General features: G+C 46.1%; 20 protein-coding genes, 2 rRNA genes and 1 riboswitch. Of the genes, 15 read left to right on the top strand and 7 right to left on the bottom strand.

From position 1 onward, the window contains the following. Positions 1–3 precede the first annotated feature (3 nt). Positions 4–2937, top strand: a 23S ribosomal RNA gene (locus AC0L13_RS15590). A gap of 85 nt (positions 2938–3022) precedes the next feature. Further along, positions 3023–3138 (top strand): 5S ribosomal RNA (gene rrf, locus AC0L13_RS15585). A 198-nt stretch (positions 3139–3336) separates the two neighbouring features. On the opposite strand, the gene AC0L13_RS15580 is transcribed toward rrf, so the two are convergent. Beyond that, positions 3337–3726 carry a hypothetical protein gene (locus tag AC0L13_RS15580; protein ID WP_473641175.1) on the bottom strand — a complete coding sequence of 130 codons (390 nt, stop codon included), beginning with the start codon at positions 3724–3726 and terminating at the stop codon, positions 3337–3339. 264 nt (positions 3727–3990) lie between these two features. Here AC0L13_RS15580 and AC0L13_RS15575 point away from each other — a divergent pair, with 264 nt between their 5' ends. From AC0L13_RS15575 to purD, 12 genes are all read left to right on the top strand, one after another. Next, on the top strand, positions 3991–4518 hold the full coding sequence (locus AC0L13_RS15575) for a DUF2179 domain-containing protein (RefSeq protein ID WP_473641173.1): 528 nt from the start codon (positions 3991–3993) through the stop codon (positions 4516–4518). Beyond that, positions 4515–4706: an NETI motif-containing protein gene (locus AC0L13_RS15570; RefSeq protein WP_473641172.1), complete on the top strand. Its 192-nt coding sequence runs from the start codon at positions 4515–4517 to the stop codon at positions 4704–4706. The genes AC0L13_RS15575 and AC0L13_RS15570 overlap by 4 nt, the downstream gene beginning before the upstream one ends. Before the next feature lie 84 nt (positions 4707–4790). Continuing rightward, positions 4791–4891: riboswitch (purine riboswitch) on the top strand. Between the two features lie 154 nt (positions 4892–5045). Further along, the gene (purE, locus tag AC0L13_RS15565) at positions 5046–5534 is read left to right on the top strand and encodes a 5-(carboxyamino)imidazole ribonucleotide mutase (protein WP_473641170.1); all 489 of its coding nucleotides are present in this window, start codon (positions 5046–5048) and stop codon (positions 5532–5534) included. After that, positions 5531–6649, top strand: coding sequence for a 5-(carboxyamino)imidazole ribonucleotide synthase (gene purK / locus AC0L13_RS15560; protein ID WP_473641168.1), 1119 nt, complete (start codon positions 5531–5533; stop codon positions 6647–6649). The genes purE and purK overlap by 4 nt, the downstream gene beginning before the upstream one ends. A gap of 52 nt (positions 6650–6701) precedes the next feature. Further along, complete coding sequence (gene purS, locus AC0L13_RS15555) at positions 6702–6956, top strand: phosphoribosylformylglycinamidine synthase subunit PurS (protein WP_473641166.1); 255 nt, start codon at positions 6702–6704, stop codon at positions 6954–6956. Beyond that, on the top strand, positions 6953–7639 hold the full coding sequence (purQ, locus tag AC0L13_RS15550; RefSeq protein WP_473641164.1) for a phosphoribosylformylglycinamidine synthase subunit PurQ: 687 nt from the start codon (positions 6953–6955) through the stop codon (positions 7637–7639). Before purS ends, purQ begins: the two co-directional genes overlap by 4 nt. Next, positions 7623–9854 (top strand): phosphoribosylformylglycinamidine synthase subunit PurL, encoded by a 2232-nt coding sequence (gene purL, locus AC0L13_RS15545; RefSeq protein ID WP_473641162.1) that lies wholly within the window; start codon positions 7623–7625, stop codon positions 9852–9854. Before purQ ends, purL begins: the two co-directional genes overlap by 17 nt. Next, positions 9830–11257, top strand: coding sequence for an amidophosphoribosyltransferase (gene purF, locus AC0L13_RS15540; RefSeq protein WP_473641160.1), 1428 nt, complete (start codon positions 9830–9832; stop codon positions 11255–11257). The genes purL and purF overlap by 25 nt, the downstream gene beginning before the upstream one ends. A gap of 12 nt (positions 11258–11269) precedes the next feature. Next, positions 11270–12328: a phosphoribosylformylglycinamidine cyclo-ligase gene (gene purM / locus AC0L13_RS15535; RefSeq protein ID WP_473641158.1), complete on the top strand. Its 1059-nt coding sequence runs from the start codon at positions 11270–11272 to the stop codon at positions 12326–12328. Further along, positions 12325–12915 (top strand): phosphoribosylglycinamide formyltransferase, encoded by a 591-nt coding sequence (gene purN / locus AC0L13_RS15530; RefSeq protein WP_473641156.1) that lies wholly within the window; start codon positions 12325–12327, stop codon positions 12913–12915. Before purM ends, purN begins: the two co-directional genes overlap by 4 nt. After that, on the top strand, positions 12912–14447 hold the full coding sequence (purH, locus tag AC0L13_RS15525; protein ID WP_473641154.1) for a bifunctional phosphoribosylaminoimidazolecarboxamide formyltransferase/IMP cyclohydrolase: 1536 nt from the start codon (positions 12912–12914) through the stop codon (positions 14445–14447). Before purN ends, purH begins: the two co-directional genes overlap by 4 nt. Before the next feature lie 18 nt (positions 14448–14465). Beyond that, positions 14466–15725 (top strand): phosphoribosylamine--glycine ligase, encoded by a 1260-nt coding sequence (gene purD / locus AC0L13_RS15520; RefSeq protein ID WP_473641152.1) that lies wholly within the window; start codon positions 14466–14468, stop codon positions 15723–15725. Between the two features lie 72 nt (positions 15726–15797). Here the strand turns inward: purD and AC0L13_RS15515 are convergent, their stop codons facing one another. Genes AC0L13_RS15515 through AC0L13_RS15505 form a run of 3 tightly spaced genes read right to left on the bottom strand, consistent with a single transcriptional unit; the run spans position 15798 to position 19358 of the window. Continuing rightward, positions 15798–16916: a Ger(x)C family spore germination protein gene (locus tag AC0L13_RS15515; protein WP_473641150.1), complete on the bottom strand. Its 1119-nt coding sequence runs from the start codon at positions 16914–16916 to the stop codon at positions 15798–15800. Then, positions 16894–18009 (bottom strand): GerAB/ArcD/ProY family transporter, encoded by a 1116-nt coding sequence (locus tag AC0L13_RS15510; protein WP_473641148.1) that lies wholly within the window; start codon positions 18007–18009, stop codon positions 16894–16896. The genes AC0L13_RS15515 and AC0L13_RS15510 overlap by 23 nt, the downstream gene beginning before the upstream one ends. Beyond that, on the bottom strand, positions 18006–19358 hold the full coding sequence (locus tag AC0L13_RS15505) for a spore germination protein (RefSeq protein WP_473641146.1): 1353 nt from the start codon (positions 19356–19358) through the stop codon (positions 18006–18008). Before AC0L13_RS15505 ends, AC0L13_RS15510 begins: the two co-directional genes overlap by 4 nt. Before the next feature lie 383 nt (positions 19359–19741). Here AC0L13_RS15505 and AC0L13_RS15500 point away from each other — a divergent pair, with 383 nt between their 5' ends. Further along, positions 19742–21115, top strand: coding sequence for a YfcC family protein (locus AC0L13_RS15500; protein ID WP_473647051.1), 1374 nt, complete (start codon positions 19742–19744; stop codon positions 21113–21115). Between the two features lie 71 nt (positions 21116–21186). Here AC0L13_RS15500 and AC0L13_RS15495 read toward each other — a convergent pair whose 3' ends face one another. From AC0L13_RS15495 to AC0L13_RS15485, 3 genes are all read right to left on the bottom strand, one after another. After that, the gene (locus AC0L13_RS15495) at positions 21187–21921 is read right to left on the bottom strand and encodes a LytR/AlgR family response regulator transcription factor (protein WP_473641144.1); all 735 of its coding nucleotides are present in this window, start codon (positions 21919–21921) and stop codon (positions 21187–21189) included. Between the two features lie 16 nt (positions 21922–21937). Next, positions 21938–23635, bottom strand: coding sequence for a LytS/YhcK type 5TM receptor domain-containing protein (locus AC0L13_RS15490; RefSeq protein ID WP_473641142.1), 1698 nt, complete (start codon positions 23633–23635; stop codon positions 21938–21940). Between the two features lie 132 nt (positions 23636–23767). Continuing rightward, a complete protein-coding gene (locus AC0L13_RS15485) occupies positions 23768–24940 on the bottom strand; it encodes an MDR family MFS transporter (RefSeq protein ID WP_473641139.1) in 1173 nt (390 codons plus the stop codon). Between the last annotated feature and the right edge of the window lie 42 nt (positions 24941–24982).

The following is a 24982-nucleotide window of genomic DNA, read 5'->3' as shown; positions in this document are numbered from 1 at the left end:
AAAGGTTAAGTTAGAAAGGGCGCACGGCGGATGCCTTGGCACTAGGAGCCTATGAAGGACGGCACTAACACCGATATGCTTCGGGGAGCTGTAAGTAAGCTGTGATCCGAAGATTTCCGAATGGGGAAACCCACTGCCCGTAATGGGGCAGTACGTTCACGTGAATACATAGCGTGAACGAGGCACACCCGGAGAACTGAAACATCTAAGTACCCGGAGGAAGAGAAAGAAACATCGATTCCCTTAGTAGCGGCGAGCGAAACGGGAAGAGCCCAAACCAGGAAGCTTGCTTCCTGGGGTTGTAGGACACTCTATACGGAGTTACAAAGGGACGGATTAGACGAAGCGGCCTGGAAAGGTCCGCCATAGCGGGTAAAAGCCCCGTAGTCGAAAGTCCGTCCTCTCCAGAGTGGATCCTGAGTACGGCGGAACACGTGAAATTCCGTCGGAATCCGGGAGGACCATCTCCCAAGGCTAAATACTCCCTAGTGACCGATAGTGAACCAGTACCGTGAGGGAAAGGTGAAAAGCACCCCGGAAGGGGAGTGAAAGAGAACCTGAAACCGTGTGCCTACAAGTTGTCAGAGCCCGTTAATGGGTGATGGCGTGCCTTTTGTAGAATGAACCGGCGAGTTACGATTCCATGCAAGGTTAAGCAGCGAATGCGGAGCCGCAGCGAAAGCGAGTCTGAATAGGGCGAATGAGTATGGGGTCGTAGACCCGAAACCAGGTGATCTACCCATGTCCAGGGTGAAGGTAAGGTAACACTTACTGGAGGCCCGAACCCACGTACGTTGAAAAGTGCGGGGATGAGGTGTGGGTAGCGGTGAAATTCCAATCGAACCTGGAGATAGCTGGTTCTCTCCGAAATAGCTTTAGGGCTAGCCTCAAACGAAAGAATCTCGGAGGTAGAGCACTGTTTGGACTAGGGGCCCATCCCGGGTTACCGAATTCAGACAAACTCCGAATGCCGATGATTTATGTTTGGGAGTCAGACTGCGGGTGATAAGATCCGTAGTCGAGAGGGAAACAGCCCAGACCGCCAGTTAAGGTCCCCAAGTATCCGTTGAGTGGAAAAGGATGTGGCGCTGCCCAGACAACCAGGATGTTGGCTTAGAAGCAGCCACCATTTAAAGAGTGCGTAATAGCTCACTGGTCGAGTGGCGCTGCGCCGAAAATGTACCGGGGCTAAACGGATCACCGAAACTGCGGATTGACACCTTTGGTGTCAGTGGTAGGAGAGCGTTCCAAGGGCGTCGAAGCCAGATCGTAAGGACTGGTGGAGCGCTTGGAAGTGAGAATGCCGGTATGAGTAGCGAAAGAAGGGTGAGAATCCCTTCCACCGAATGCCTAAGGTTTCCTGAGGAAGGCTCGTCCGCTCAGGGTTAGTCGGGACCTAAGTCGAGGCCGAAAGGCGTAGACGATGGATAACAGGTTGATATTCCTGTACCACCTCCCCGCCGTTATCAGCAATGGGGGGACGCAGAAGGATAGGGTGAGCGCGCTGTTGGTCATGCGCGTCTAAGCAGTGAGGTGTGGAACGAGGCAAATCCCGTTCCTATAACATTGAGCTGTGATGGCAAGGGGAATTGTCCCCGGAGTCCCTGATTTCACACTGCCAAGAAAAGCCTCTAGCGAGGCGGGAGGTGCCCGTACCGCAAACCGACACAGGTAGGCGAGGAGAGAATCCTAAGGTGATCGAGAGAACTCTCGTTAAGGAACTCGGCAAAATGACCCCGTAACTTCGGGAGAAGGGGTGCTCTGGTAGGGTGTTAAAGCCCGAGAGAGCCGCAGTGAATAGGCCCAGGCGACTGTTTAGCAAAAACACAGGTCTCTGCAAAACCGTAAGGTGACGTATAGGGGCTGACGCCTGCCCGGTGCTGGAAGGTTAAGAGGAGAGGTCAGCGCAAGCGAAGCTTCGAATTGAAGCCCCAGTAAACGGCGGCCGTAACTATAACGGTCCTAAGGTAGCGAAATTCCTTGTCGGGTAAGTTCCGACCCGCACGAAAGGCGTAACGATCTGGGCACTGTCTCAACGAGAGACTCGGTGAAATTATAATATGCGTGAAGATGCGCATTACCCGCGACAGGACGGAAAGACCCCGTGGAGCTTTACTGTAGCCTGATATTGAATTCCGGTGCAGCCTGTACAGGATAGGTAGGAGCCTTGGAATCCGGAGCGCCAGCTTCGGAGGAGGCAATGGTGGGATACTACCCTGGCTGTATTGGACTTCTAACCCTTGCCCGTGATCCGGGCAGGAGACAGTGTCAGGTGGGCAGTTTGACTGGGGCGGTCGCCTCCTAAAGTGTAACGGAGGCGCCCAAAGGTTCCCTCAGAATGGTTGGACATCATTCGTAGAGTGCAAAGGCATAAGGGAGCTTGACTGCGAGACCTACAAGTCGAGCAGGGTCGAAAGACGGGCTTAGTGATCCGGTGGTTCCGCATGGAAGGGCCATCGCTCAACGGATAAAAGCTACCCCGGGGATAACAGGCTTATCTCCCCCAAGAGTCCACATCGACGGGGAGGTTTGGCACCTCGATGTCGGCTCATCGCATCCTGGGGCTGTAGTCGGTCCCAAGGGTTGGGCTGTTCGCCCATTAAAGCGGTACGCGAGCTGGGTTCAGAACGTCGTGAGACAGTTCGGTCCCTATCCGTCGCGGGCGCAGGAAATTTGAGAGGAGCTGTCCTTAGTACGAGAGGACCGGGATGGACACACCGCTGGTGTACCAGTTGTCTTGCCAAAGGCATCGCTGGGTAGCTATGTGTGGACGGGATAAATGCTGAAAGCATCTAAGCATGAAGCCCCCCTCAAGATGAGATTTCCCATTACATTTGTAAGTAAGATCCCTCAAAGAAGATGAGGTGGATAGGTCCGGGGTGGAAGCGTGGCGACACGTGCAGCTGACGGATACTAATCGATCGAGGACTTAACCTTATCAGTTAAGAAGTACGGTTGGACTTGAAGTTCAGCAACAATGTTGGTTTTATCCGGTTTTGAACGAACAAGCAACGTTCAATAGTCTGGTGACGACGGCGAAGAGGTCACACCCGTTCCCATACCGAACACGGAAGTTAAGCTCTTCAGCGCCGATGGTAGTAGGGGCTTCCCCTGTGTGAGAGGAGGACGTCGCCGGGCAAATGCCATCTCCATTTGGGGATGGTTTTTTTGTGTTTAAAAATTATTTCGTTCCAATTACAAGTTCTTAAAGTGTCAAAGGCATTCGACGCGAGGTGGCTTTCTTTTAGTCATTATGTGTATCCGCGGTAAGGATGATGTATTCCGCGGAAGGATAGTGTTTTTGAGATGAATGGAATTGCTGTGCTTAATTTTTTGTCAACTAAAAAACACGCGTCCAAAGCGAACCTCCGCGCGTCCAAAGCAAGTCTCCACGCGTCCAAAGCGAATCTCCACGCGTCCAAAACAAGTTGCTACGCGTCCAAAGCGAATCTCCACGCGTCCAAAACAAGTCGCTACGCGTCCAAAGCGAATCTCCACGCGTCCAAAACAAGTCGCTACGCGTCCAAAGCGAATCTCCACGCGTCCAAAACAAGTCGCTACGCGTCCAAAGCGAATCTCCACGCGTCCAAAAATCTCCACGCGTCCAAAACAAGTCGCTACGCGTCCAAAGCGAATCTCCACGCGTCCAAAACAAGTCGCGACGCGACCAAAGCGAATCTCCTCGCGTCCAAAACAAGTTGCCGCGCGTCCAAAGCGAATCTCCACGCGTTCAAAACAAGCCCACCGCGCTCAAACCGAGCCATATCGCGCCATATCGCGCTCAAACCGAGCCACTTACCGCTCAAAGCAATCCACTCCACACTCAAAGCAAACTCACCCGCGCCCAAAATCTCATACCTCTATATACCATCCCAAAAATATAAACAGACATCTTGGATCTTCCACTCATCTATAACATCAAATTCTTGTAATCGACAGCATTGCACGATACGATGGAGGTCAACCTAGTCTTGGGAGGTTTGCTGCGGAATGAAAATGGTATTGATCATATTTGTCATTAACATCGTATATGTCTCATTCTTTACGATCCGGATGATTTTAACTTTAAAGGGCTATCGTTATAGTGCCGCCTTCGTCAGTATGGTGGAGATTGTCATTTATATTGTAGGTCTTGGTTTAGTGTTGGATAATTTGAATGAAATACAAAATATTATTGCATATGCATTAGGATACGGCAGCGGGGTTATCGTCGGTACGAAAATTGAAGAGAAGATGGCGCTTGGCTATATTACGGTGAATGTCATTACGGCGGGCGTGGATTATGAGATGCCAAGATTATTGCGAGACAAAGGCTATGGAGTGACGGATTGGTCTGCGCATGGATTGGAAGGGAATCGCTCGGCGATGCAAATATTGACACCCCGAAAAGATGAATTGAAGCTATATGATACGATTAAACAGATTGATCCGAAGGCGTTTATTATTGCGTATGAGGCGAGAACGATCCATGGAGGATTCTGGGTGAAGTCTGTGAGGAGAGGGAAATTGTTTAAATGAGTGCGAAGAAGAAAACGGTATGGTTTGAAGTTGAGGAAGGCGAGTCGATTGAGGACTGTCTAAATCGATTGGCCGCAGCTGGTTATCGTGTGGCTGGCCGAATGGAGGAGCCGGTTTTCACAGAAAAAGATGGCGAATATGTCCCAATCCGCCAGTTGATTAAGTTTAAAGGAATCTTAGATGAATAAATTGACTGTTATACGAACAATGGACACAACTGAATGTCTATTGTTCGTATTTTTTATTGACGTATTCAATTTCAGTTGTTACACTGATTGTAGTTACATAACCCACATATATGCTGAAGGATTGGCTTCAGCGTCTCTACCAGGACACCGTAAATGTCCGGACTATGCGGGAAAGCGATTTTTAGGATTCAGCGAAGGGTGTGCCATGTCTTATGGATACGTTCACTTGCCGCTTATTGAATATCCTTGAATGAACTGCTTTCCATGCATTTGGAAGGCAGCTTATTCAAGGATTTTTTTATTGATTTTTTAAGCATTGTACAAAAGGAGCGGATATGTATGGAACCGAAAGTCGGCGTGATCATGGGAAGTAAAAGTGATTGGGAAACGATGAAGCATACTTGCGACATATTGGACGAGCTTGATGTTGATTATGAGAAGAAGGTCGTTTCAGCACATCGTACACCGGATTTCATGTTTGAATATGCGGAACAAGCTCAAGACCGTGGAATTGAAGTCATCGTTGCCGGTGCAGGCGGCGCCGCTCATCTTCCGGGCATGGTCGCAGCAAAGACGCTTTTGCCCGTCATTGGCGTTCCAGTGCAATCCAAAGCGTTGAATGGAATGGATTCATTGCTTTCTATCGTTCAAATGCCTGGAGGGGTTCCAGTTGCTACGGTATCGATCGGCAAGGCAGGCGCTACGAATGCCGGATTGCTTGCGGCACAGTTTTTAGCCGTGCATGATCAAGCGCTGCGAAGCCGTCTTGAAGAACGTCGAGAGAAAATGCGCGATACGGCACTAGAAAGCAGTGGTGAGTTGCTATGAAGACGATTTTACCTGGACAGACGATTGGCATTATCGGTGGAGGCCAGCTTGGGCGAATGATGGGACTGGCAGCAAAGGAAGCAGGTTTCAAAATAGCCGTACTCGATCCGACGATGGATTCACCATGTGGCCAAATTGCTGATATCCGGATTGTCGCTCCATATGACGATGAAGCGGCACTTGAAGAACTTGGTGAAGTAAGTGATGTTATCACGTATGAATTTGAAAACATCGATTTCGAAGGGCTTGAGCGTCTTAGCCAAATCGCTTATGTCCCACAAGGAGCGGAGCTAGTCCGGATCACTCAAAATCGAATAGCGGAAAAAGCTGAAATCAAAGCATCCGGTGCGCCGGTCGCAAATTATGTCGCAGCCGCTTCATTCAGTGAATTAATCCAGGAAATCGATCAGGTCGGCTTCCCATGCATCGTAAAAACCGCATTCGGCGGCTATGATGGAAAGGGGCAGGTGAAGCTCGATTCGGCAGACGATATCCAACTAGCAGAACCGCTATTTGCCCATTCGGCATGCATCGCGGAAGCATATGTCCCTTTCAAGACGGAAATATCCGTCATCATCCAACGCAACCCAGAAGGGGAGTCGTATTGTCTTCCAACCGCCGAAAATATTCATAAGAATCATATTTTACATGAGTCGATCGTTCCTGCAAGGGTTGCTCCGACTGTCGTTGCGAAAGCGGAAGAGGCGGCGAAAAAAATCGCAGATCACCTACATCTTGTAGGAACGCTTGCGGTCGAAATGTTTGTACTCGAAAATGATGAAATTGTCATCAATGAGCTTGCTCCTCGCCCTCATAATTCAGGACATTATTCAATCGAGGCGTGCAATGTATCACAATTTCACCAACATGTCCGTGCTATATGCGGCTGGCCGTTACGCAAGCCAAAGCTATGGGCTCCATCTATTATGGTGAATGTGCTCGGGGAGCATGTCGTGCCGTTGAAGAAAGTGATTATGAACTATCCTGATTGGTCCGTCCATCTGTACGGGAAGGCCGAAGCGAAAGAAAAACGGAAGATGGGACATGTGACCATCATGACCGATGATATAGAGAAGACATTGGAAGAAATCAATTCAACAGGCATTTGGGCTTGAAATTTCTACACAAATTCGAAACCAAACTTTATCCATTCGGGAGGAAATTGACATGACAAAAGTGAACGTTTACGTAACATTACGCGAAAGTGTTGTTGATCCACAAGGAATTGCTGCTCAGGAGGCGCTTCAATCAATGGGCTTCAATGAAGTCGAAAGCGTTCGTGTCGGAAAACTGATTGAGCTTGAGCTAGCGGGAACTGATAGTGAAATCGAAGCACGTGTGAAAGAAATGTGCGATAAGCTTCTTGTCAATAAAGTGATCGAGAACTATAGCTTTGAAATCGGGGAGGTCGCGGGCAAATGAGGTTCGCTATACTAAGTTTCCCTGGATCCAGCTGTGATGTGGACATGTATCACGCCCTTTTGGATATCGTCGGCGTTGGAGCCGAAATCGTCAACCATCAGGACGCCAATTTGGACAACTTCGATGCTGTTGTCATTCCGACGGGTGCATCCTACGGCGATTATTTACGCCCGGGTGCGCTTGCCCAAAGCTCTAAATCAATTAACAGTTTGAAAGCATTCGTCGCTTCCGGCAAGCCCGTGCTTGGCGTAGGAAACGGTTTTCAAATCCTAGTCGAGGCTGGTATCCTTCCAGGTGCCTTCTTGCGGAATAAAGGATTGAAATTCAGAAGCGGCAATGCACAGCTTACTGTTCAAAATTCGCAATCAACATTCACGAGCATTTATGAACAAGGCCAACGAATTACGCTTCCATTCGCCCATGAGTACGGTAATTACTACATCGATTTGGAAACTGCAACGAAATTGAAAGAGCAAGGTCGCATTGTTTTCACGTACGAAGACAGCAATCTTGATGGCAGTACGGAGAAAATCGCAGGCGTTTTGAATGAAGAGGGGAATGTCCTTGGCATGATGCCGCTTCCGGAACGGGCGGTAGAGGAAATCATCGGCGGAACGGACGGTTTGCCTTTATTCCGTTCAATTTTGAAGAACTGGAGTGAGAAGAATGTCAACCATGCATGAACCAACAGCTCAACAAATCAAAGATGAAAAATTGTATCGCCAAATGGGAATGACCGATGAGGAGTTCGATCGTGCAGTCGATATGATCGGACGTCTACCGAATTACACGGAAACAGGTTTGTTTTCGGCTATGTGGTCTGAACATTGTTCTTATAAAAGCTCAAAGCCGGTATTGCGTAAATTCCCTACGGAAGGTGCGCGCGTGCTGCAAGGTCCTGGGGAAGGAGCAGGAATCGTCGACATCGGGGACAATCAGGCGGCTGTTTTTAAATTGGAATCACATAACTCTCCATCTGCGATCGAGCCTTTCATTGGTGCAGCGACTGGAGCAGGTGGTATTATCCGTGATGTCTTTTCGATGGGAGCACGTCCAGTAGCGCTTGTGAATTCGATGCGTTTCGGTGATTTGACGGATGAGCGTGATCGGTATTTATTCGAAGAGGCGGTTGCAGGGATTGCAAGTTATGGAAATACGATCGGCATCCCAACAGTTGCCGGTGAAGTCCAGTTCGATAATAGCTATTCGAAACGTCCTCTCGTCAATGCGATGGCAGTCGGATTGCTGAATCATGAAGATATTCAGAAAGGCTTGGCATCCGGTGTCGGCAATACGGTATTATACGTCGGGGCGAAAACGGGCCGCGATGGTATTCACGGAGCAACGATGTCTTCTTCTGAAGTCGCGGTTGATAAAGAAGAAGAGCTGCCGGTCATGCAAGCAGGTGATCCGTATCTTGAGAAGCTACTTATGGAAGCGTGCCTTGAATTGGTGAAGTCCGACGCGTTGATCGGCATCCAAGATATGGGCGCAGCAGGGCTCACTTCGTCGTCAGCTGAAATGGCTTCGAAAGCCGGTTATGGTGTGGAGTTGAATTTGAACCTCGTTCCGCAGCGCGAAGAGGGAATGACAGCTTATGAAATGATGCTTTCCGAGTCGCAGGAGCGGATGCTCGTCGTCGTGAAGAAAGGCCGTGAGCAGGAAATCATCGACTTGTGCAAGAAATATGGACTGGAAGCAGTCGCAATCGGGAAAGTGACAGAGGATAAAATGCTTCGACTTATCCATAAAGGCGAGGTTGTTGCAGAAATTTTGGCGGATACACTTGCCGAAGATGCACCTGTTTATTATAAAAAGTCGGAAGAGCCTGCTTACTTCAAAGAATTTCAGGCGATGGACAATGAAGAACCGGCTGTTGGCGATTTGAAGGAGACATTGTCTGCTTTATTGCAACGTCCGACAATCGCGTCGAAAGAGTGGGTGTACAGCCAATTCGATTCGCAAGCAAGAACGAATACAGTCGTGGCGCCTGGTTCATCAGCAGGCGTCATCCGTGTCCGCGGTACGAATAAAGGTCTTGCGATGACAGCGGATTGCAACTCTCGTTATATTTACCTCGACCCGGAAACAGGCGGGAAGATTGCAGTTGCAGAAGCGGCTCGTAACTTAATCTGTTCTGGAGCAGAACCGATTGCGGCAACGGACTGCTTGAACTTCGGAAGTCCAGACAAGCCGGAAGTGTTCTGGCAAATCGAGAAGTCGGCAGATGGCATTGCAGCGGCGTGCCGCACGTTGAATGCACCAATCATCGGTGGAAACGTGTCAATGTCGAATGAAGTGAATGGAGTGCCGGTCTACCCGACTCCGACAATGGGCTTGGTAGGACTCGTTCATGACTTATCTCAAGTGACGACGACTTCATTTAAACAAGCAGGAGACGCAATTTATCTGATCGGAGAAGCGGCGATAGAATTCGGCGGCAGTGAGCTTCAGCAAATGGTTCATGGGAAAATTTTCGGTAAAGCGCCTGCGATTGATTTGGAAGTGGAAGCATCCCGTCAAAACGCTCTATTGAAAGCGATCCAAAGCAAGCTTGTCCAATCGGCGACTGATTTGTCGGAAGGCGGCTTTGCCGTGGCGCTTTGCGAGAAGGCATTCGATGCGAATGGCATTGGCGCAGAAGTGACTGTATCTGGTTCAGCTGTGACGGCTTTATTCAGTGAAACGCAATCGCGTTTCCTTGTAACAGTGAAAGAGGAGCTTATGACTGCTTTTGAAGCGATTGTGAACGATGCTACAAAAATCGGTACGGTTACCGATCAAAATAAAATCGTCATCAAAGGCGATAACGATGCAGTCTTAATTGACGGGACGGTGGAAGAATTCCGTTCTGCTTGGAAAGGGGCAATTCCATGCTTGCTGAACTCAGAGGCCTGAATGAAGAATGCGGAGTGTTCGGCATTTGGGGCCATGAAGATGCGGCGCAAATAAGCTATTACGGCTTGCATGCGCTGCAGCACCGCGGGCAGGAAGGCGCAGGGATTGTCACGAAGAACGGCAAAGGGCTTCATGTCGTCAAAGGCGAAGGCCTTGTGAATGATGTGTTTTCCGGTGATGCGCTGAAAGGCTTGACGGGACGTGCCGCTATCGGACAGGTCCGCTATACGACAGAGGAAGGAAGAGGAGCGGAAAATGTACAGCCGCTCGTCTTCCGTTCCATGACAGGCAGTTTGGCAATTGCGCATAACGGCAACTTAGTCAACGCAAAAGATTTGAAGGAAAGTCTTGAAAAGCAAGGCAGTATTTTTCAAACAACGTCTGATACGGAAGTGCTTGCCCATTTGATTAAACGAAGCAGCAGCGGTTCATTGACACAGCGTGATCGTGTGAAAAAAGCGCTGTCGATGTTGAAAGGGGCATTCGCATTCGTCGTCTTGACGGAGGAAGGCTTGCTCGTCGCCCAAGATCCGAATGGTTTGCGTCCGTTGTCTCTCGGGAAATTGGGAGATGCATGGGTTGTCGCATCTGAAACTTGCGCGTTCGATTTAATCGGCGCGGAAACGATCCGGTCGGTTGAGCCCGGTGAATTGATTGTCATTAATGAAAAAGGATTGCATTCCGATCGTTTCGCGGAACCGGCGGACCGGGCAATATGCTCGATGGAATACGTCTACTTTTCGAGACCGGATTCGGATATCGACGGTATTAATATCCATATGGCAAGGAAACGATGCGGCAAGCAGCTTGCAAGGGAAGTCAACATTGAAGCGGATGTTGTGACAGGGGTTCCGGATTCAAGCATTTCTGCGGCGATCGGATTTTCGGAAGAAAGCGGCATCCCGTATGAATTAGGATTGATTAAAAACAGATATGTCGGCAGGACGTTCATTCAACCGACGCAGGCGATGCGCGAAAGAGGCGTGAAAATGAAGCTTTCTCCGGTGCACCAAGTCGTCGAAGGGAAGCGGGTAGTCATGGTGGATGATTCGATTGTCCGCGGCACGACTTCGAGACGGATCGTCAAAATGCTGAGAGAAGCCGGTGCAAAAGAGGTTCATGTCGTCATCGCTGCGCCTCCGCTCGTCAGCCCTTGCTTCTATGGAGTCGACATTAGCACCGATTCCGAATTGATCGCGACAGGGCGTTCTGTAGATGAAGTGCGGGAATTGATCGGCGCGGATTCACTGACATTCCTATCGGCGGAAGGGATGCTGAAAGCGATCGGCAGACCGTCTGACATGAAAAATTGTGGACAATGTCTTGCTTGCTTCACGGGTGAATATCCGACAGAAATCTATGCGGATACAGTATTGCCGCACGAAAAAGAAATCAGGCGATAAGGAGGACTATCCATGTCAAAGGCGTATGAAAAAGCGGGAGTGAATATCGAGGCGGGCTATGAATCCGTTGAGCGAATGAAGTCTCATGTAGCACGTACTGCGCGCAAAGGTGTAGCAGGCGCATTCGGAGGCTTCGGAGGAATGTTCGATCTTTCCGAGCTGAATTATAAAGAACCTGTGCTCATTTCCGGAACGGACGGTGTCGGCACGAAATTGAAATTGGCGTTTCTTGCAGATAAGCATGATACGATCGGCATCGACTGTGTTGCGATGTGTGTGAATGATATCGTTGCGCAAGGCGCGGAGCCGCTTTATTTCTTGGATTATATCGCACTCGGGAAAGCGGTCCCTGAAAAGGTTGAGGCAATCGTCAAAGGAATTGCGGATGGCTGCGTTCAGTCAGGTGCAGCGTTGATCGGCGGAGAGACGGCTGAAATGCCTGGGCTCTACGATGTCGAGGAATATGATTTGGCCGGATTTGCAGTTGGCGCTTGCGAAAAGAGCAAAGTGGTTACAGGGGAAAAAGTCGCTGAAGGGGACGTTCTCGTCGGCATCGCTTCTAGCGGCATCCACTCGAACGGATTCTCACTCGTCCGTCAGATCGTTCTTGAAGAGCAAGGATATAAACTTGACGAGTATATCGCTGGATTCGAGGAGCTCGGCAAGGTTGGAGCGGCTTTGCTTGAGCCTACGAAAATCTATGCGAAGCCGGTTATGCAAATTCATAAGGAGCTCGACGTCCACTCGATGGGGCATATTACTGGCGGAGGATTTTATGAAAACCTTCCGAGAATGTTCGGAGAAGGATTCGGCGTCGAAATCGACCTTGGCTCATGGCCGGTATTGCCAGTATTCAAAATGCTGAAAGTAAAAGGCGAACTTCAAGATAAAGATCTGTATAGCGTCTTTAATATGGGAATCGGCTTCGTTATCGCACTCCCTGCTGAACAAGCGAAGCGGGCAATTCAAATTGCTGCTGAACACGGCGAAGAAGCATATGAAATTGGTCGTGTCGTAAGCGGATCAGGAGTCGTTTTCAAAGGAAGCCATGATGGGAGCTTGGCGGAATGAAGGAAAAAGCAAAAATCGCGGTATTCGCTTCAGGAAGCGGCAGCAACTTTGCAGCGCTGGAAACTGCATGCCGTGAAGGTGAGTTGGATGCGGAAATCGTCCTTGTGCTAACGGATAAGCCCGCATCGTTCGTCGTGGAGCGCGCAAGGCAGACAGATATCCGAGTCGTTGCGTTGGAGCCGAAAGCTTTTTCGACTAAGCAAGCGTATGAGGAAGCGGTGCTCGATATTTTACGCGAAGAAGGCGTGGAATGGATTGCGCTAGCAGGATATATGCGGCTAATTGGACAGACTTTATTAGCCGCTTATCCTTCACGCATCGTCAATATTCATCCTTCCTTGCTTCCTTCATTCCCTGGCAAGGACGCAATTGGGCAAGCGATCGCTCACGGTGTGAAACTGACAGGCGTCACTGTCCATCTTGTCGATGAAGGGATGGACACAGGACCGATCCTCGCGCAAGTTGCGGTGCCGGTCGTTGAAGGCGATGAGGAATTGACAGCACAAGCGATTCATACGGTTGAGCATGTCATTTATAAAGAAACATTGCAGAAATTAATTTTAACTAACGGAGGGGTTCATTCGTGAAAAAACGGGCATTGCTCAGTGTCTCAGACAAAAACGGAATTTTGGAATTTGCACAGGCGCTTGCAAAATTGGACTACGAAATTCTGTCAACAGGCGGGACAATGAAGCATTTGAAAGAAAACGGCGTCGCAGTGACGGCGGTTGACGAAGTAACGGGATTCCCTGAAATTATGGAAGGACGAGTCAAGACGCTTAATCCAATGATTCATGGAGGATTGCTTGCGAAGCAGGACAATCCAGCACACCAAGCACAAATGGAGGCGCATGGCATACAACCGATTCATATCGTCTGTGTTAACTTGTATCCTTTCAAAGAAACAATTTCAAAGTCTGACGTTACTGTTGAGGATGCGATTGAAAACATCGATATCGGCGGACCGGCAATGCTTCGCGCATCCGCGAAAAACCACGCCTATGTCACAGTTATCGTCGATGCCGCAGATTATGGTCAAGTGCTTGAAGAGTTGCAAATAGAAGGGCAAACGACTCCTGACACGCGCAGACGTCTAGCAGCGAAGGTTTTCCGTCATACTGCAGCATACGATGCACTCATTTCCGGATATTTGACCAATCTAGCAGGTGAAGAATTCCCTGAGCAAGTAACATTTACATACGAATTGAAACAGCCTCTCCGTTATGGAGAAAATCCGCACCAGCAAGCGGCTTTCTATAGCCGACCACTCGGTTCGGACTTTTCAATTGCGAGCGCGGAGCAATTGCACGGCAAAGAGCTTTCTTATAATAATATCCAAGATGCGAATGCGGCGATCCAAATCGTCAAGGAATTCAACCAACCAGCTGCAGTGGCAGTCAAACATATGAATCCGTGCGGTGTTGGTGTCGGCGAAACAATTGCCGAAGCGTTCAATAAAGCATATGAAGCTGACCCGGTTTCCATTTTTGGAGGCATCATTGCGTTGAATCGTGAAGTGGATGCGGAGACGGCGGAAAAACTTTCGGGAATCTTCCTCGAAATCATCATCGCACCTTCATTCACGGATGAAGCAATTGAGCTATTGACAAAGAAGAAAAATATTCGTCTGTTGACGATCCCGTTCGAACAACATACAAAAGATGCTTGGAATACGGTATCAGTTGAAGGCGGACTTCTCATGCAACAGCCGGATACTTTTGGATTTGCCGATGCAGACATCCGAATTGCAACAGACCGTGAGCCAACGGAATCGGAATGGGAAGCACTCAAGCTCGGTTGGGCAGTCGTCAAGCATGTGAAGTCAAACGCAATTGTCGTTTCGGATGCGCAAAGAACGCTCGGCGTCGGAGCTGGCCAAATGAATCGGGTAGGTGCAGCGAATATAGCTTTGACACAAGCAGGGGGCCGTGCGAAAGGTGCAGCGCTTGCTTCTGACGCATTCTTCCCGATGGACGATACAGTGGAAGCAGCTGCAAAAGCGGGCATTACTGCCATTATCCAGCCTGGAGGATCTGTTAAAGATGAAGATTCCATCAAGAAGGCTAATGAATACGGCATTGCGATGGTGTTCACAGGCGTACGTCATTTCAAACATTGATCGAAGGAGAAGATAAAGATGAAAGTACTCGTCATCGGCAGCGGCGGTCGGGAGCACGCGATTGCACGGCAATTCAACAATTCGCCGTCCGTTTCGAAAGTGTATGTTGCGCCTGGCAACGACGGCATGAGAAACGATGCGGAATGTATCGGAATCGATGTGACTGATTTCGATGCGCTTGCTTCATTTGCGATTGAACAACAGATTGATTTGACTTTTGTAGGACCGGAGCAACCGTTGGCGGAAGGCATCGTCGATTTTTTCACAGACAAAGGCTTGCGTATTTTCGGGCCGTCGAAGGATGCTGCTCAAATTGAAGGCAGCAAGTCTTTTGCGAAGGATTTGATGAAAAAATACGGAATTCCTACGGCTGCTTACGGGACGTTCACGGATGCTGAGGAAGCGAAGGCATTCATCCGACAGCAAGGCGCACCAATCGTCGTGAAAGCGGATGGGCTCGCTGCAGGTAAAGGGGTCATCGTCGCAATGACGATGGAGGAAGCGCTCGAAGCAGTTGACGATATGATCGGCAATCAACGATTCGGCGAATCTTCTTCCCGCGTCGTCATCGAGGAATTCCTTGATGGTGAAGAGTTCTCTTACATGTCATTCGTCCATGACGGGCAAATTTATCCGATGGTCATCGCGCAAGACCATAAGCGTGCGTACGACGGTGATAAAGGTCCGAACACGGGTGGAATGGGGGCCTATTCTCCAGTTCCGCATATTCCGGAGCACGTCATTGAAGAGGCATACAAGACAGTTGTCGTTCCGACAGTTCGCGCCATGACGGAGGAAGGGGCTCCATTCACGGGCATCCTTTATGCGGGTCTTATTTTGACGAATGAAGGGCCAAAGGTGATTGAGTTCAATGCTCGCTTCGGCGATCCGGAAACACAAGTTGTTCTCCCAAGAATGGCTTCCGATTTCGGGGAATTCATGATGGCGTTAATGAAGAAAGAGCCATTTGAATTGGAATGGAACGATGATGCTATGCTTGGCGTCGTCATCGCATCCGACGGCTATCCAGGAGATGTTGTGAAAGGGGTACAACTGCCGGATTTTGGGGAGTTGAATGGGCTCGACGTCTTTCATGCCGGTACGAAAGCAAATGGGAATCATTTTATCGGCAATGGCGGACGGGTTCTGCTTGCTGCTGCGAAAGCAAAAACATTGGAAGAAGCACGCGACCAAGTTTACGACCAGTTGAATCAAGTCGAATGGAACGGATTTTTCTACCGCACTGATATCGGTTGGCGGGCATTTCAAAATAAATAAAGAACAGACCACGCATGTAGAAATGTGTGGTCTGTTTTTTAAACAAGTAAGCAAACGCTTTCCGCTTTTGTATTATTCAACCGCCCCTGTACTTTTCAATTCAACACTCATGGTCACATTAAATTCAATCTCGGGATAGATGCGCTCCCATTCTTCCATAAGATTCTCACGTGACAATCTTGTTGCCCGATAACGCAGACCGAAACCGAAAGGATCGACATTGTTTTCTTGTAGCTTTTTCAATAAATCCTCTAATTTCTTTTTAATATCGTTTTCCGCAATTTTGTCGTACTTTTGTAAATGTGCGTTGTTCAGGAGCTTATTAGATTCGCCTATGACGCCAACTTTTGTTACCTTCATATCAATCCGCGGGGTACCTTCATCAAGGATGATATTATATCTCATCTTCACTTGATCGATATTCAATACCATGATTAATCCATCTTCCTCAATTTTATAGCTAAACCCCGATGCCTTGTTCACAATCGAATTGAAGTACTTCGTCTCGGTAGGTGTCAATTCGACTGGCTGTCCTGCTTTTTTAAGGATGATTGATTTATTAATGGCATATTCAGTGTTCTCTTTGTCGATTCCGATGATCGGCATAATTGTATTTATTCCTTTTCCTAACACTTCTCTTCTAAATTCAAATAAAAAAGTTGTCACGACGTATGGGCTTTCTGTGCCAGTTTCATCGAAATAGTTAAACAAAGGGGTTGAAGCTGGTGTTTCGGAATTCGGCTCGAAGGTAATCACTTCTTCTGCAGTTTTATCGGCTACGGCCATATATGCAATCATTTGAATATCGGCTCGCCTTGTAAAAAAATCCATGAATGTATCTAGATCTTTAGATAGTAATTCCTTATTCAGAATAATGATTCTGGCATGGCCAAAATCCAACGTTTTATCAACATGTGTTGCTAGAGCACGCACCGCTTCGGCAACTGACTCAGAGTCATGAGACAGATAGACATAGCCTGGCTCAGTGGCTTGTTTGATATTACCAACAGGCTTTGCCAATGTTAATGTCACTCTGAAACCATTATTCACTTTTTCAGAAGGATCGATGCCGACTCCTAAGACGAATATTCGCTTGTCGATGTCCTTGAAAGCACATCCGGTCTGTATCAATAAGGAGACTAAAAGGATGGCAGCAAGGCATACTTTACTAATTTTTTTGTTTCCCGCCATTTTGCTGCCTCCTATTCGCCAATAATAGACTACAGATCAGGGTAGCTAATACGATTGGCAGAATGTACTTATCAAATAATTTGACCGATTGAAAAAGCCCTTCCGTTGTAATCCGTTTAGTTGTCACTGTAGCAACGATCCAATAGATGATAATGAATAATGGGCGAGTTAAGTTCACTGATTTCCATTTGAAACGTTTGAAATGAATAACACTTGAAAGCAACTGCAGCGAAACATGCCAATGCATCACCATACTGACGACGCCAAGCGCCAAAAAGGCACCGGTGAAGAAAAAGAGGATCCTTTCAACAATCCCAAACTTCATACGTATCGAATCACTCGTCATAATCCACGGATAGAGCACATTATCGAGAGAGTCAAATCCGCCAAATCCAATTGGTAGGAAATAAGTTGTCGCGAGAATGTACGTACATAGAAAAGACAGTAGAGCCATCCCTTTACGAGTAGGATTTTTCAATTTCTTGAAAAATCGATTGAAAATGACTAAATTAGCTGCCCCTACGACGATGAAAAGTGAAGAAGCAAAAGATGTATATTGAGGTAGATGATTAATTTCCATAATAGCAACTCGGATATAATCCCAATTCAGATTAGAACTAAAATACCCTTTCATTTGGACAAAAAAGATAATAGGAACAGCAAGGATAAAAACCACTTCACCAAAATACATAATATTTCTGGTCGTCATAACCATTCCGTATGTGACGACGGTGACAAATGTTAAAATGACGATATAAATTGACATTTCAGGCGTCAGAAACCGGAGGATGATAAATGTGTAGATGGTTAAAGTTGTAAGACCGGCGAAAAACCATGTCATCGAGAAAAATAGAAGTACAGGTGATGCCACCCATTTCGAAATATTTGTTTGTAAAATTTCAGGCAAGCCTTGCCCCGGGAATTTACTGAACAACGAAATGATGATATAAGTCAAAGTCATGCCGATAATAAGTGCCGTAATCATGCCTGTAATTGTGCCGCGATCACTACCGGTGATGAGGATTCTTGGTGTGGTGGAAACCATATTAGTTAGCATATTTATCAATATTAAATAGACAAGGAAACGGTTCATTTATTGTCCATCTCCATCTCATCATTTTTACCCACCCATGGAATGCGCAAATAAGGAACGCCTAAGCTTTCTTTACTTACCAATAGCATGAGTAATCCTAAAAAGCCGACTAATAAACCGACTAATCCAAAGATGGAAGTGTACACAAGCAACAAAAGCCGAATCACTCGTATTGCGAAGCTCATTTCAGTAAGTGGAATAATAAAAGTGGAAATTGCGACAGCGGATATAATAATGATCATAATTGTTGAGGTGAGTGCTGCTTCTGTTGCAGCTGTGCCTAAAATGAGTCCGCCAACAGTAGTTGCGGTAGAACTGACAGCTTTCGGTAACCGCATACTCGCCTCGGTTAATAATTCCATGAAAAACAGCATGAAAAATACTTCAATAAATGAAGGATACGGCACACCGATCCTCCCACCCGCAACAGTGAGAGCGAGTTCTACTCTCAGTATTTCCGGGTTATAGGATGTCACCGCCACATACAGACTAGGAAGCAATAAACATGTGAAGAGACCAGCATATCGCAATATAATTGTAAATGTCGTCACACTAAAAACATGGTAATTGTCTTCCATCGATGACATGAAATCCAAAAAAATAACTGGTGCGACAAGTACTTCCGGACTTCCGTCAACTATGATAATTACTTTTCCATTATTTAAATTGTAGACAATGCGGTCTGGTCGTTCCGTTATGATAACGGATGGGAATAAAGTGAGTTTTCTTTTGTTCATGAAATGTTGAAGATCACCCGCTGATTGAATGAGAGGGATAGTGAGCTCGTTAAGCTGCCCCTTCACTTTTTTCACTATATCCGGATCGACTTTATCATTATCATAGAGTAACGTAATTGCTCGATTCGTATGCGTGTCCGTTTGGAGTGCTTCAACTTTTAAAGCAGATGTATGGTATCTTTGCCTAATTAGATTGATATTCGTTTCAATATCTTCGCTTAACCCTTTTTGTGGTCCATGGACAGTCGGTTCCACTAGGGTATCTTGAACTTCACTGTTTTTCACAAGGCGCAAATCTAATAAATATGACTTGTCGTCAACTGCAATCAACACAGTTCCAGCGCTTAATAAAATTAGCAATTTATCTTTAGAAGGAATGTCAATTCTGTTTGGCAAAGATTGAATATAGGATGCAAAGTCTTCTTCGCAGGCCATTTCAAAAAATGGTCGAATAACCGTCTGTTGCAACTTATCACCATCCACGACCGATTTCACATAAAATAGGAATGCAGTGTGGCCTTTAATTTGTAAAGGTGTTTGAACGATGTCTTCCGATGGCTTGAATCGATTTGCCATTTCATTCAATAAAGGAGGGGCTTGTTTTTCAGTCATTTGTAATTCTCCATTCATGGAAAAACGTAGATAACTATTTGTCTTTAGCGTTCCCGGATTAGATGTGAACATACATGAAATATGAGCCCAAGGAAATTGGTCTATTGAAAGTATTGTTTGGACAGTTGTACATGGAGCTTTCAATCTCATAAAGTATTTAAAATGTACTTTTCGTTTCAAACTATGTACCATTTGTTCTACATAAGGACACTTGGTTATAAAAACAGCCACGGTAATATTTCCCCAATTATAATGTGTTTGTATCCCAAATTGATTGCATTTATTTGGTCATATAATTCACATTTGGAGGGTTCATCGTGCGAAATACAGAGCAGCTGAATATAGAAAAGCAGCAGCCGGAAAAGAAAAAGAAGAAGTTTGAAATGCCGCATATTTATGTTATTTTATTTGTCTTTAGTGCGTTTGCGGCTTTGACAACATATTTCATTCCGTCAGGGGAGTTTGAACGTGTGCCAGGACCAGATGGCAGAACGACTATCGATCCAAATTCCTTTAATTATGTCGACCAGACCCCGGTTGGCATTATGGACTTTTTAACGGTTATTCCTCGAGGGTTGATTGATGCAGGAGAAGTTGTATTCTTCACGTTTATCATCGGTGGAATGTTTATGGTGCTTCGTCGCACTGGGATCATTGAAATTGCTGTTGATAAACTTGCAAGGAAATTTGCGCATAATAGTATTATGCTCATCCCTGTATTAACAACAGTATTCGCAGTGATAGCCACATTGATTGGAACGGCTGAATTATCGCTCGTTTATATTCCGGTAATCATGCCGCTCATTATTGCGCTTGGCTACGATTCAATAACAGCAGCAGCCATAGCACTTTGCGGGACTGTCGTCGGGTTTACAGCAGGCGTATTAAATCCGATTAACACAGGACTAGGACAGAAGTTATCGGGTCTTCCGGTTTTCTCTGGACTTGGATTGCGTTTAATAGTATTTATCGTGACTGTGGCGGCAGCAGTTTTATTCATTACCCGTTATGCTAAGAAAGTCAAAAAAAATCCAATGAACAGTCTTGTGTATGAAGATGATACGGAAAAACGTGCATTGTATAACAATGTAGGAAAAGCTGAAGCCATTCCTGCAACAGGACGGCAAAAGTGGGCAGCAATTGTAGCGCTTTTATTCTTCGTCATCCTTGTATACGGTGTTATTTCAAAAGGTTGGTTTATGGTTGAAATGGCGGGGCTCTTTATCATTATGGGAATCGCCGTCGGGATGATTGCCGGTCTTAAAGTCGGAGATATTTGTGAAGCATTCAATCAAGGTTTTAAAGACGTCTTAATGGGGGCATTTATCGTTGGACTCGCTCGAGCGGTGGCGGTTGTACTAGAGGATGGTAACATTATGGATACAATTGTCCATGCACTTGGTGCAGTCGTTGGCGATTTGCCGCCAGCATTGGCAGCAGTCGGTATGTATGTTGTGCAAGTTCTTATTAACTTTGTTATTTCGTCCGGCAGTGGACAAGCACTCGTTACAATGCCAATTATGGCTCCGCTTGCAGATATGGTTGGAGTGACAAGACAAACTGCAGTTCTTGCTTATCAGCTCGGTGATGGGTTTACACATATTTTCTACCCGACAAGCGGGTACTTCATGGCAGCATTAGCAATTGCAGGTGTGAAATGGCAAACGTGGATTCGTTTCTTCTATCCACTATTCCTCATTTGGGCTGCAATTTCTATTGTAGTACTTGTCGTCGCCCAACTCATTGGCTGGTCATAATAAGTGTAAGAAATAGCATCCATGCATATGGGTGCTATTTCTTAATGTCTGCAAGCGAAAGCAAAATTCGCTCATTTAAATCCTAATTTCTGCATCACGTTTTTTGCAAAGGAACGGCTGACGGGCACTTTTGATCCGTCTTTTAAAAATAAATTATATGCCCGGTTAAACCATGGTTCCATGGAAGAAACATGCTTGACATTGACAATGTATCCTCGGTGAACTTGGAGAAAGTCTTCACCAAGTTTTTCTATCAACTGATAAAGCAATAAATCCGACTCATATTTATGATGAGCGGTTTTAATATAAGATTGCCGGTTTTCTGTTCCGATATAGTAAATCTCATCTGCCTGGACAATAATCATTCTATCCCCGTCTTTTGCAGGGATTGTTTTTAATCCTTGCGGTTGTGAACTCATTTGCGTTTGCCGATGACCATGAAACTGAGCTTGTGTTAGCAATTTGTCTACGGTTTTGCGCAATCTTGCTTCATCGATCGGTTTCACAATGTAGTCAACGGCATCGAGATTGAATGCCTCAAGTGCATATTCATCGTAAGCTGTTGCAAATACAATCATTGGCTGCTTTTTCATATGCTTAAATTGTTTCGCCAGCTCCAGTCCATTTCCTTTGGCGAGCTCGATGTCCAGAAACACAACATCCGGTTGAAGATCATTAATATCCCATAGCGCCTCATGCATCGTTTCAGAATCACCGATGATTTCTATATCGCCTGTTTCTGTTAATAAATATTTTAATTCCTCTCGTGCAAATTGTTCGTCTTCTACGATAAAAGCTTGCAGCATATCCATCGATCTCCTATTAAAATTGTATCGGTAATGTTATAAAAATAGTTGTCCCTTGTCCTTCCGTACTCTCCATTTTGAAAGTAGCGTCTTGGCTAAATAATGCAGTTAAACGCTCTTTAATATTGAACAGCGCAGATCCGCTGCCATTTTTCGTTGAATTGACAACACGCTGACCTAAATCAGCTAGTCTTTCCGGCGGCACGCCAATCCCATTATCTGTAACGGTTAATTGCAGTTCCGCTTCATGCTGTTTTATATCGATGTGGATTTTCCCGATTCCTCCCAGGTCTTTTAGTTCTCCATGTGTAATGGCATTTTCAACAAGCGGTTGCAGTACGAACGGTGGTATGAGCGCTTGATTCAGATGTGAATCCATTTTAATAGTAAGTTCAAACCTATCAGGAAAGCGTGCGTTTTCCAATGCGAAATAGGCATGCACATTTTCCAGCTCTTTTTCAACACGTACAAGACGATCTGTAAGTCCCCTTAAATTATTTCTTAAAAAAGTCGATAAGTGAAGCAGCAATCGCCGTGCAAGCAAAGGATCCATACGGCATAGTGCAACAATTGTATTTAAAGCATTGAATAAAAAATGCGGGTGAATCTGGGCGTGAAGTGCTTTTACTTCAGCGTCCTGCAGCAATTGATTATAACGTTCCACCTCACCCAGTTCCAATTGACTGGAAAATAAATTGCTAAGCCCTTCTGCCATTTCCCGATCTACAGATGTTACGTGAAATGGCTGGTTATAGTAAAAAGTTATAGTCCCGATAGTTTTACTTTTTACAATTAACGGGAAAATAATAAACTCATACTCGGGGGAGTGAGCGTTTTCCATTTTTCCGGTTTTGAACACAAGCTCTCTATATTTCTTTTCAGATTGGCTGCTAATTCCGCTGGTATGTGCAAGCTCCCTAATGCCTCGAGCGATTGCCACATCGTCAACGTTTGTTAACTGCTGAATGATCTTTGCAGCTTTTGTCGCAGAAGATTCATTTAACCCTTGGCGAAAAAGTGACAGTGTCTGATTTGCAATCGAGAGCGCCTTTGCTGTTTGGCTGGCCCGTGTATGTTCCTCATCCTGAATGACACTATTAAAAACAATTGCGCAAATCCAGACTCCAATACTATTAATAACGATAATAGGTATCCCGGTATAACTGATTAAATGAAGTGCTGTACTGTGCTGGGAAGCAAACAAAGGGATAAGCAGGATTTGAATGATAAGAATCAAGAGGCCGCTTAAAAACATTGGCAAAGGACGGGTTAAGCCAAAGTCTCGCAATTTACGTCCAAACAGCCCTGCCAATCCTCCTCCGATAAGAGAAGCGATGAAAGTGGCATCGCTAATAAATCCACCCATAATGAAACGATGTCCACCTGCAATCAAAGCCGATCCAAGCCCGACGAATGGTCCGCCGACCAATCCGCCTATGATGATGCCGATATTGCGTGTATCTGCAATCGCATTATCCATTTGAAGGGCAGGATTCCAAAAGTTGGAGATCACATGTGCTTCCGGATCGACGACAATGGCAGTATAATTTCCTATCACCCCAAATAAACCAAAGAGTATAATCATTACAATGCCGTCCTTCAAATTTAGATCTCGATAAATCATCTGTCTAAACGTGCGAAGTCGTGTAATAAGGAAGGCAATTGTAATAATGAGCGTCATTCTTGATAGCATTTGTCCTAGTAAATCCCACACGTCGGAATCCCCCCTTTCTTTAGTCATTTGCAACTCTTAAGTCAAAGGAAAACGCAGTTAATAATTTATCTTTAGCTTTCTCGAATCGGATATGAAAGATACATGAACTATGATTCCAAGGAAATCAGTCTATTAATAGGTTTCTGTAGGCTGTCTTCTTTTCTCTACTTTCCGGGTCCAGCCGTGCAGAAGATGGATACAACATGCAGAGGCTATGCCGGCAGCAGCGCTGATTCCCCAATTAATAATCGGCATATGTTCATACATCCAGCCGCCTGCCCCTTGGCTGATTCCACCTCCCACCGCCATCGCCATCAAAGCAACCCCAAAATAGCTGGCAGAAAATTGCGGAGGTGCAATTTCCGCAGTATATTCATACGAAGTCGGTTCCACTAGCATTATACCTATAGCAAACATACAAAAGCCTGTCCAAAATAAAAGGATGCTCGTGGAGCTTCCAAGCAGTAGGATTCCGATCCCCATAATGGTCATCCCTGATTTAATCACAGTTAATCGATGGAAACGTTTCGTCAATTTCTGCAAAGGATACTGTAGAAACACAACGATCATTCCATATACAATGAATAAACTTGAAATGAATGTCGGGTTGTTGAATACATTGACAGCATGGAGAGGGATCGTTAAATAGAGTTGCATGAACATGAACCAAAATCCGGTCATGCTGATTGTAAAAAAGATAAACCGACGATCCGATTTGACTTTATCCCACGAGTCTGCCAAAGATTGCTTCGGAACTTGAACTCTTTCATTCGGCAAGTATAGAAATGTGACCAACCCGCTAAGAATAAAAATACCGCCGCACACGAAGGAAGCGTAGGAAAAGTCAAATTGAAGCAAGATGCCTCCCATGATTCCAGCAAAAATTATCCCCGAATGACGAACAATTTTGTCCAGTGCAAATATTTCTCCCCTTTTAGCAGGGGAAGTAAAAATGGAAAACGCCGCTTTACTAGTCGGTTCAAATAACGATCCACCAAGCGCAGTGATAATTGCCGCAACGATCAACTCAAGCGGTGTTCTGCAAAAAGCGAATAAGACAAAGCCGACTCCACGCAAAATCATGCCTAAACTAATCATAATCCGATAATCAAATCGATCGGCAAGTATGCCCGATAAAAAAGATGTTCCTTGTTGCACCAATTGCCGAAGCATAAGGACAACACCGGCAATCCCGGCAGAAAGCGCTAAATTCCCTGTAATATGCGCAGACAAAAAAGGAATAAAAGCAAAAAAACTGACATTCATTAAAAATGAGTTTACTAGTAATAATCGAACAGCATTCATCTGGTTCCCACCTTTGGTAAAGTAAAGATATAGAAGTTGAAT

The sequence above is a fragment of the Sporosarcina sp. QA0331 genome (genome assembly GCF_055808055.1).
This window is presented reverse-complemented; position numbering and strand designations above follow the sequence as displayed.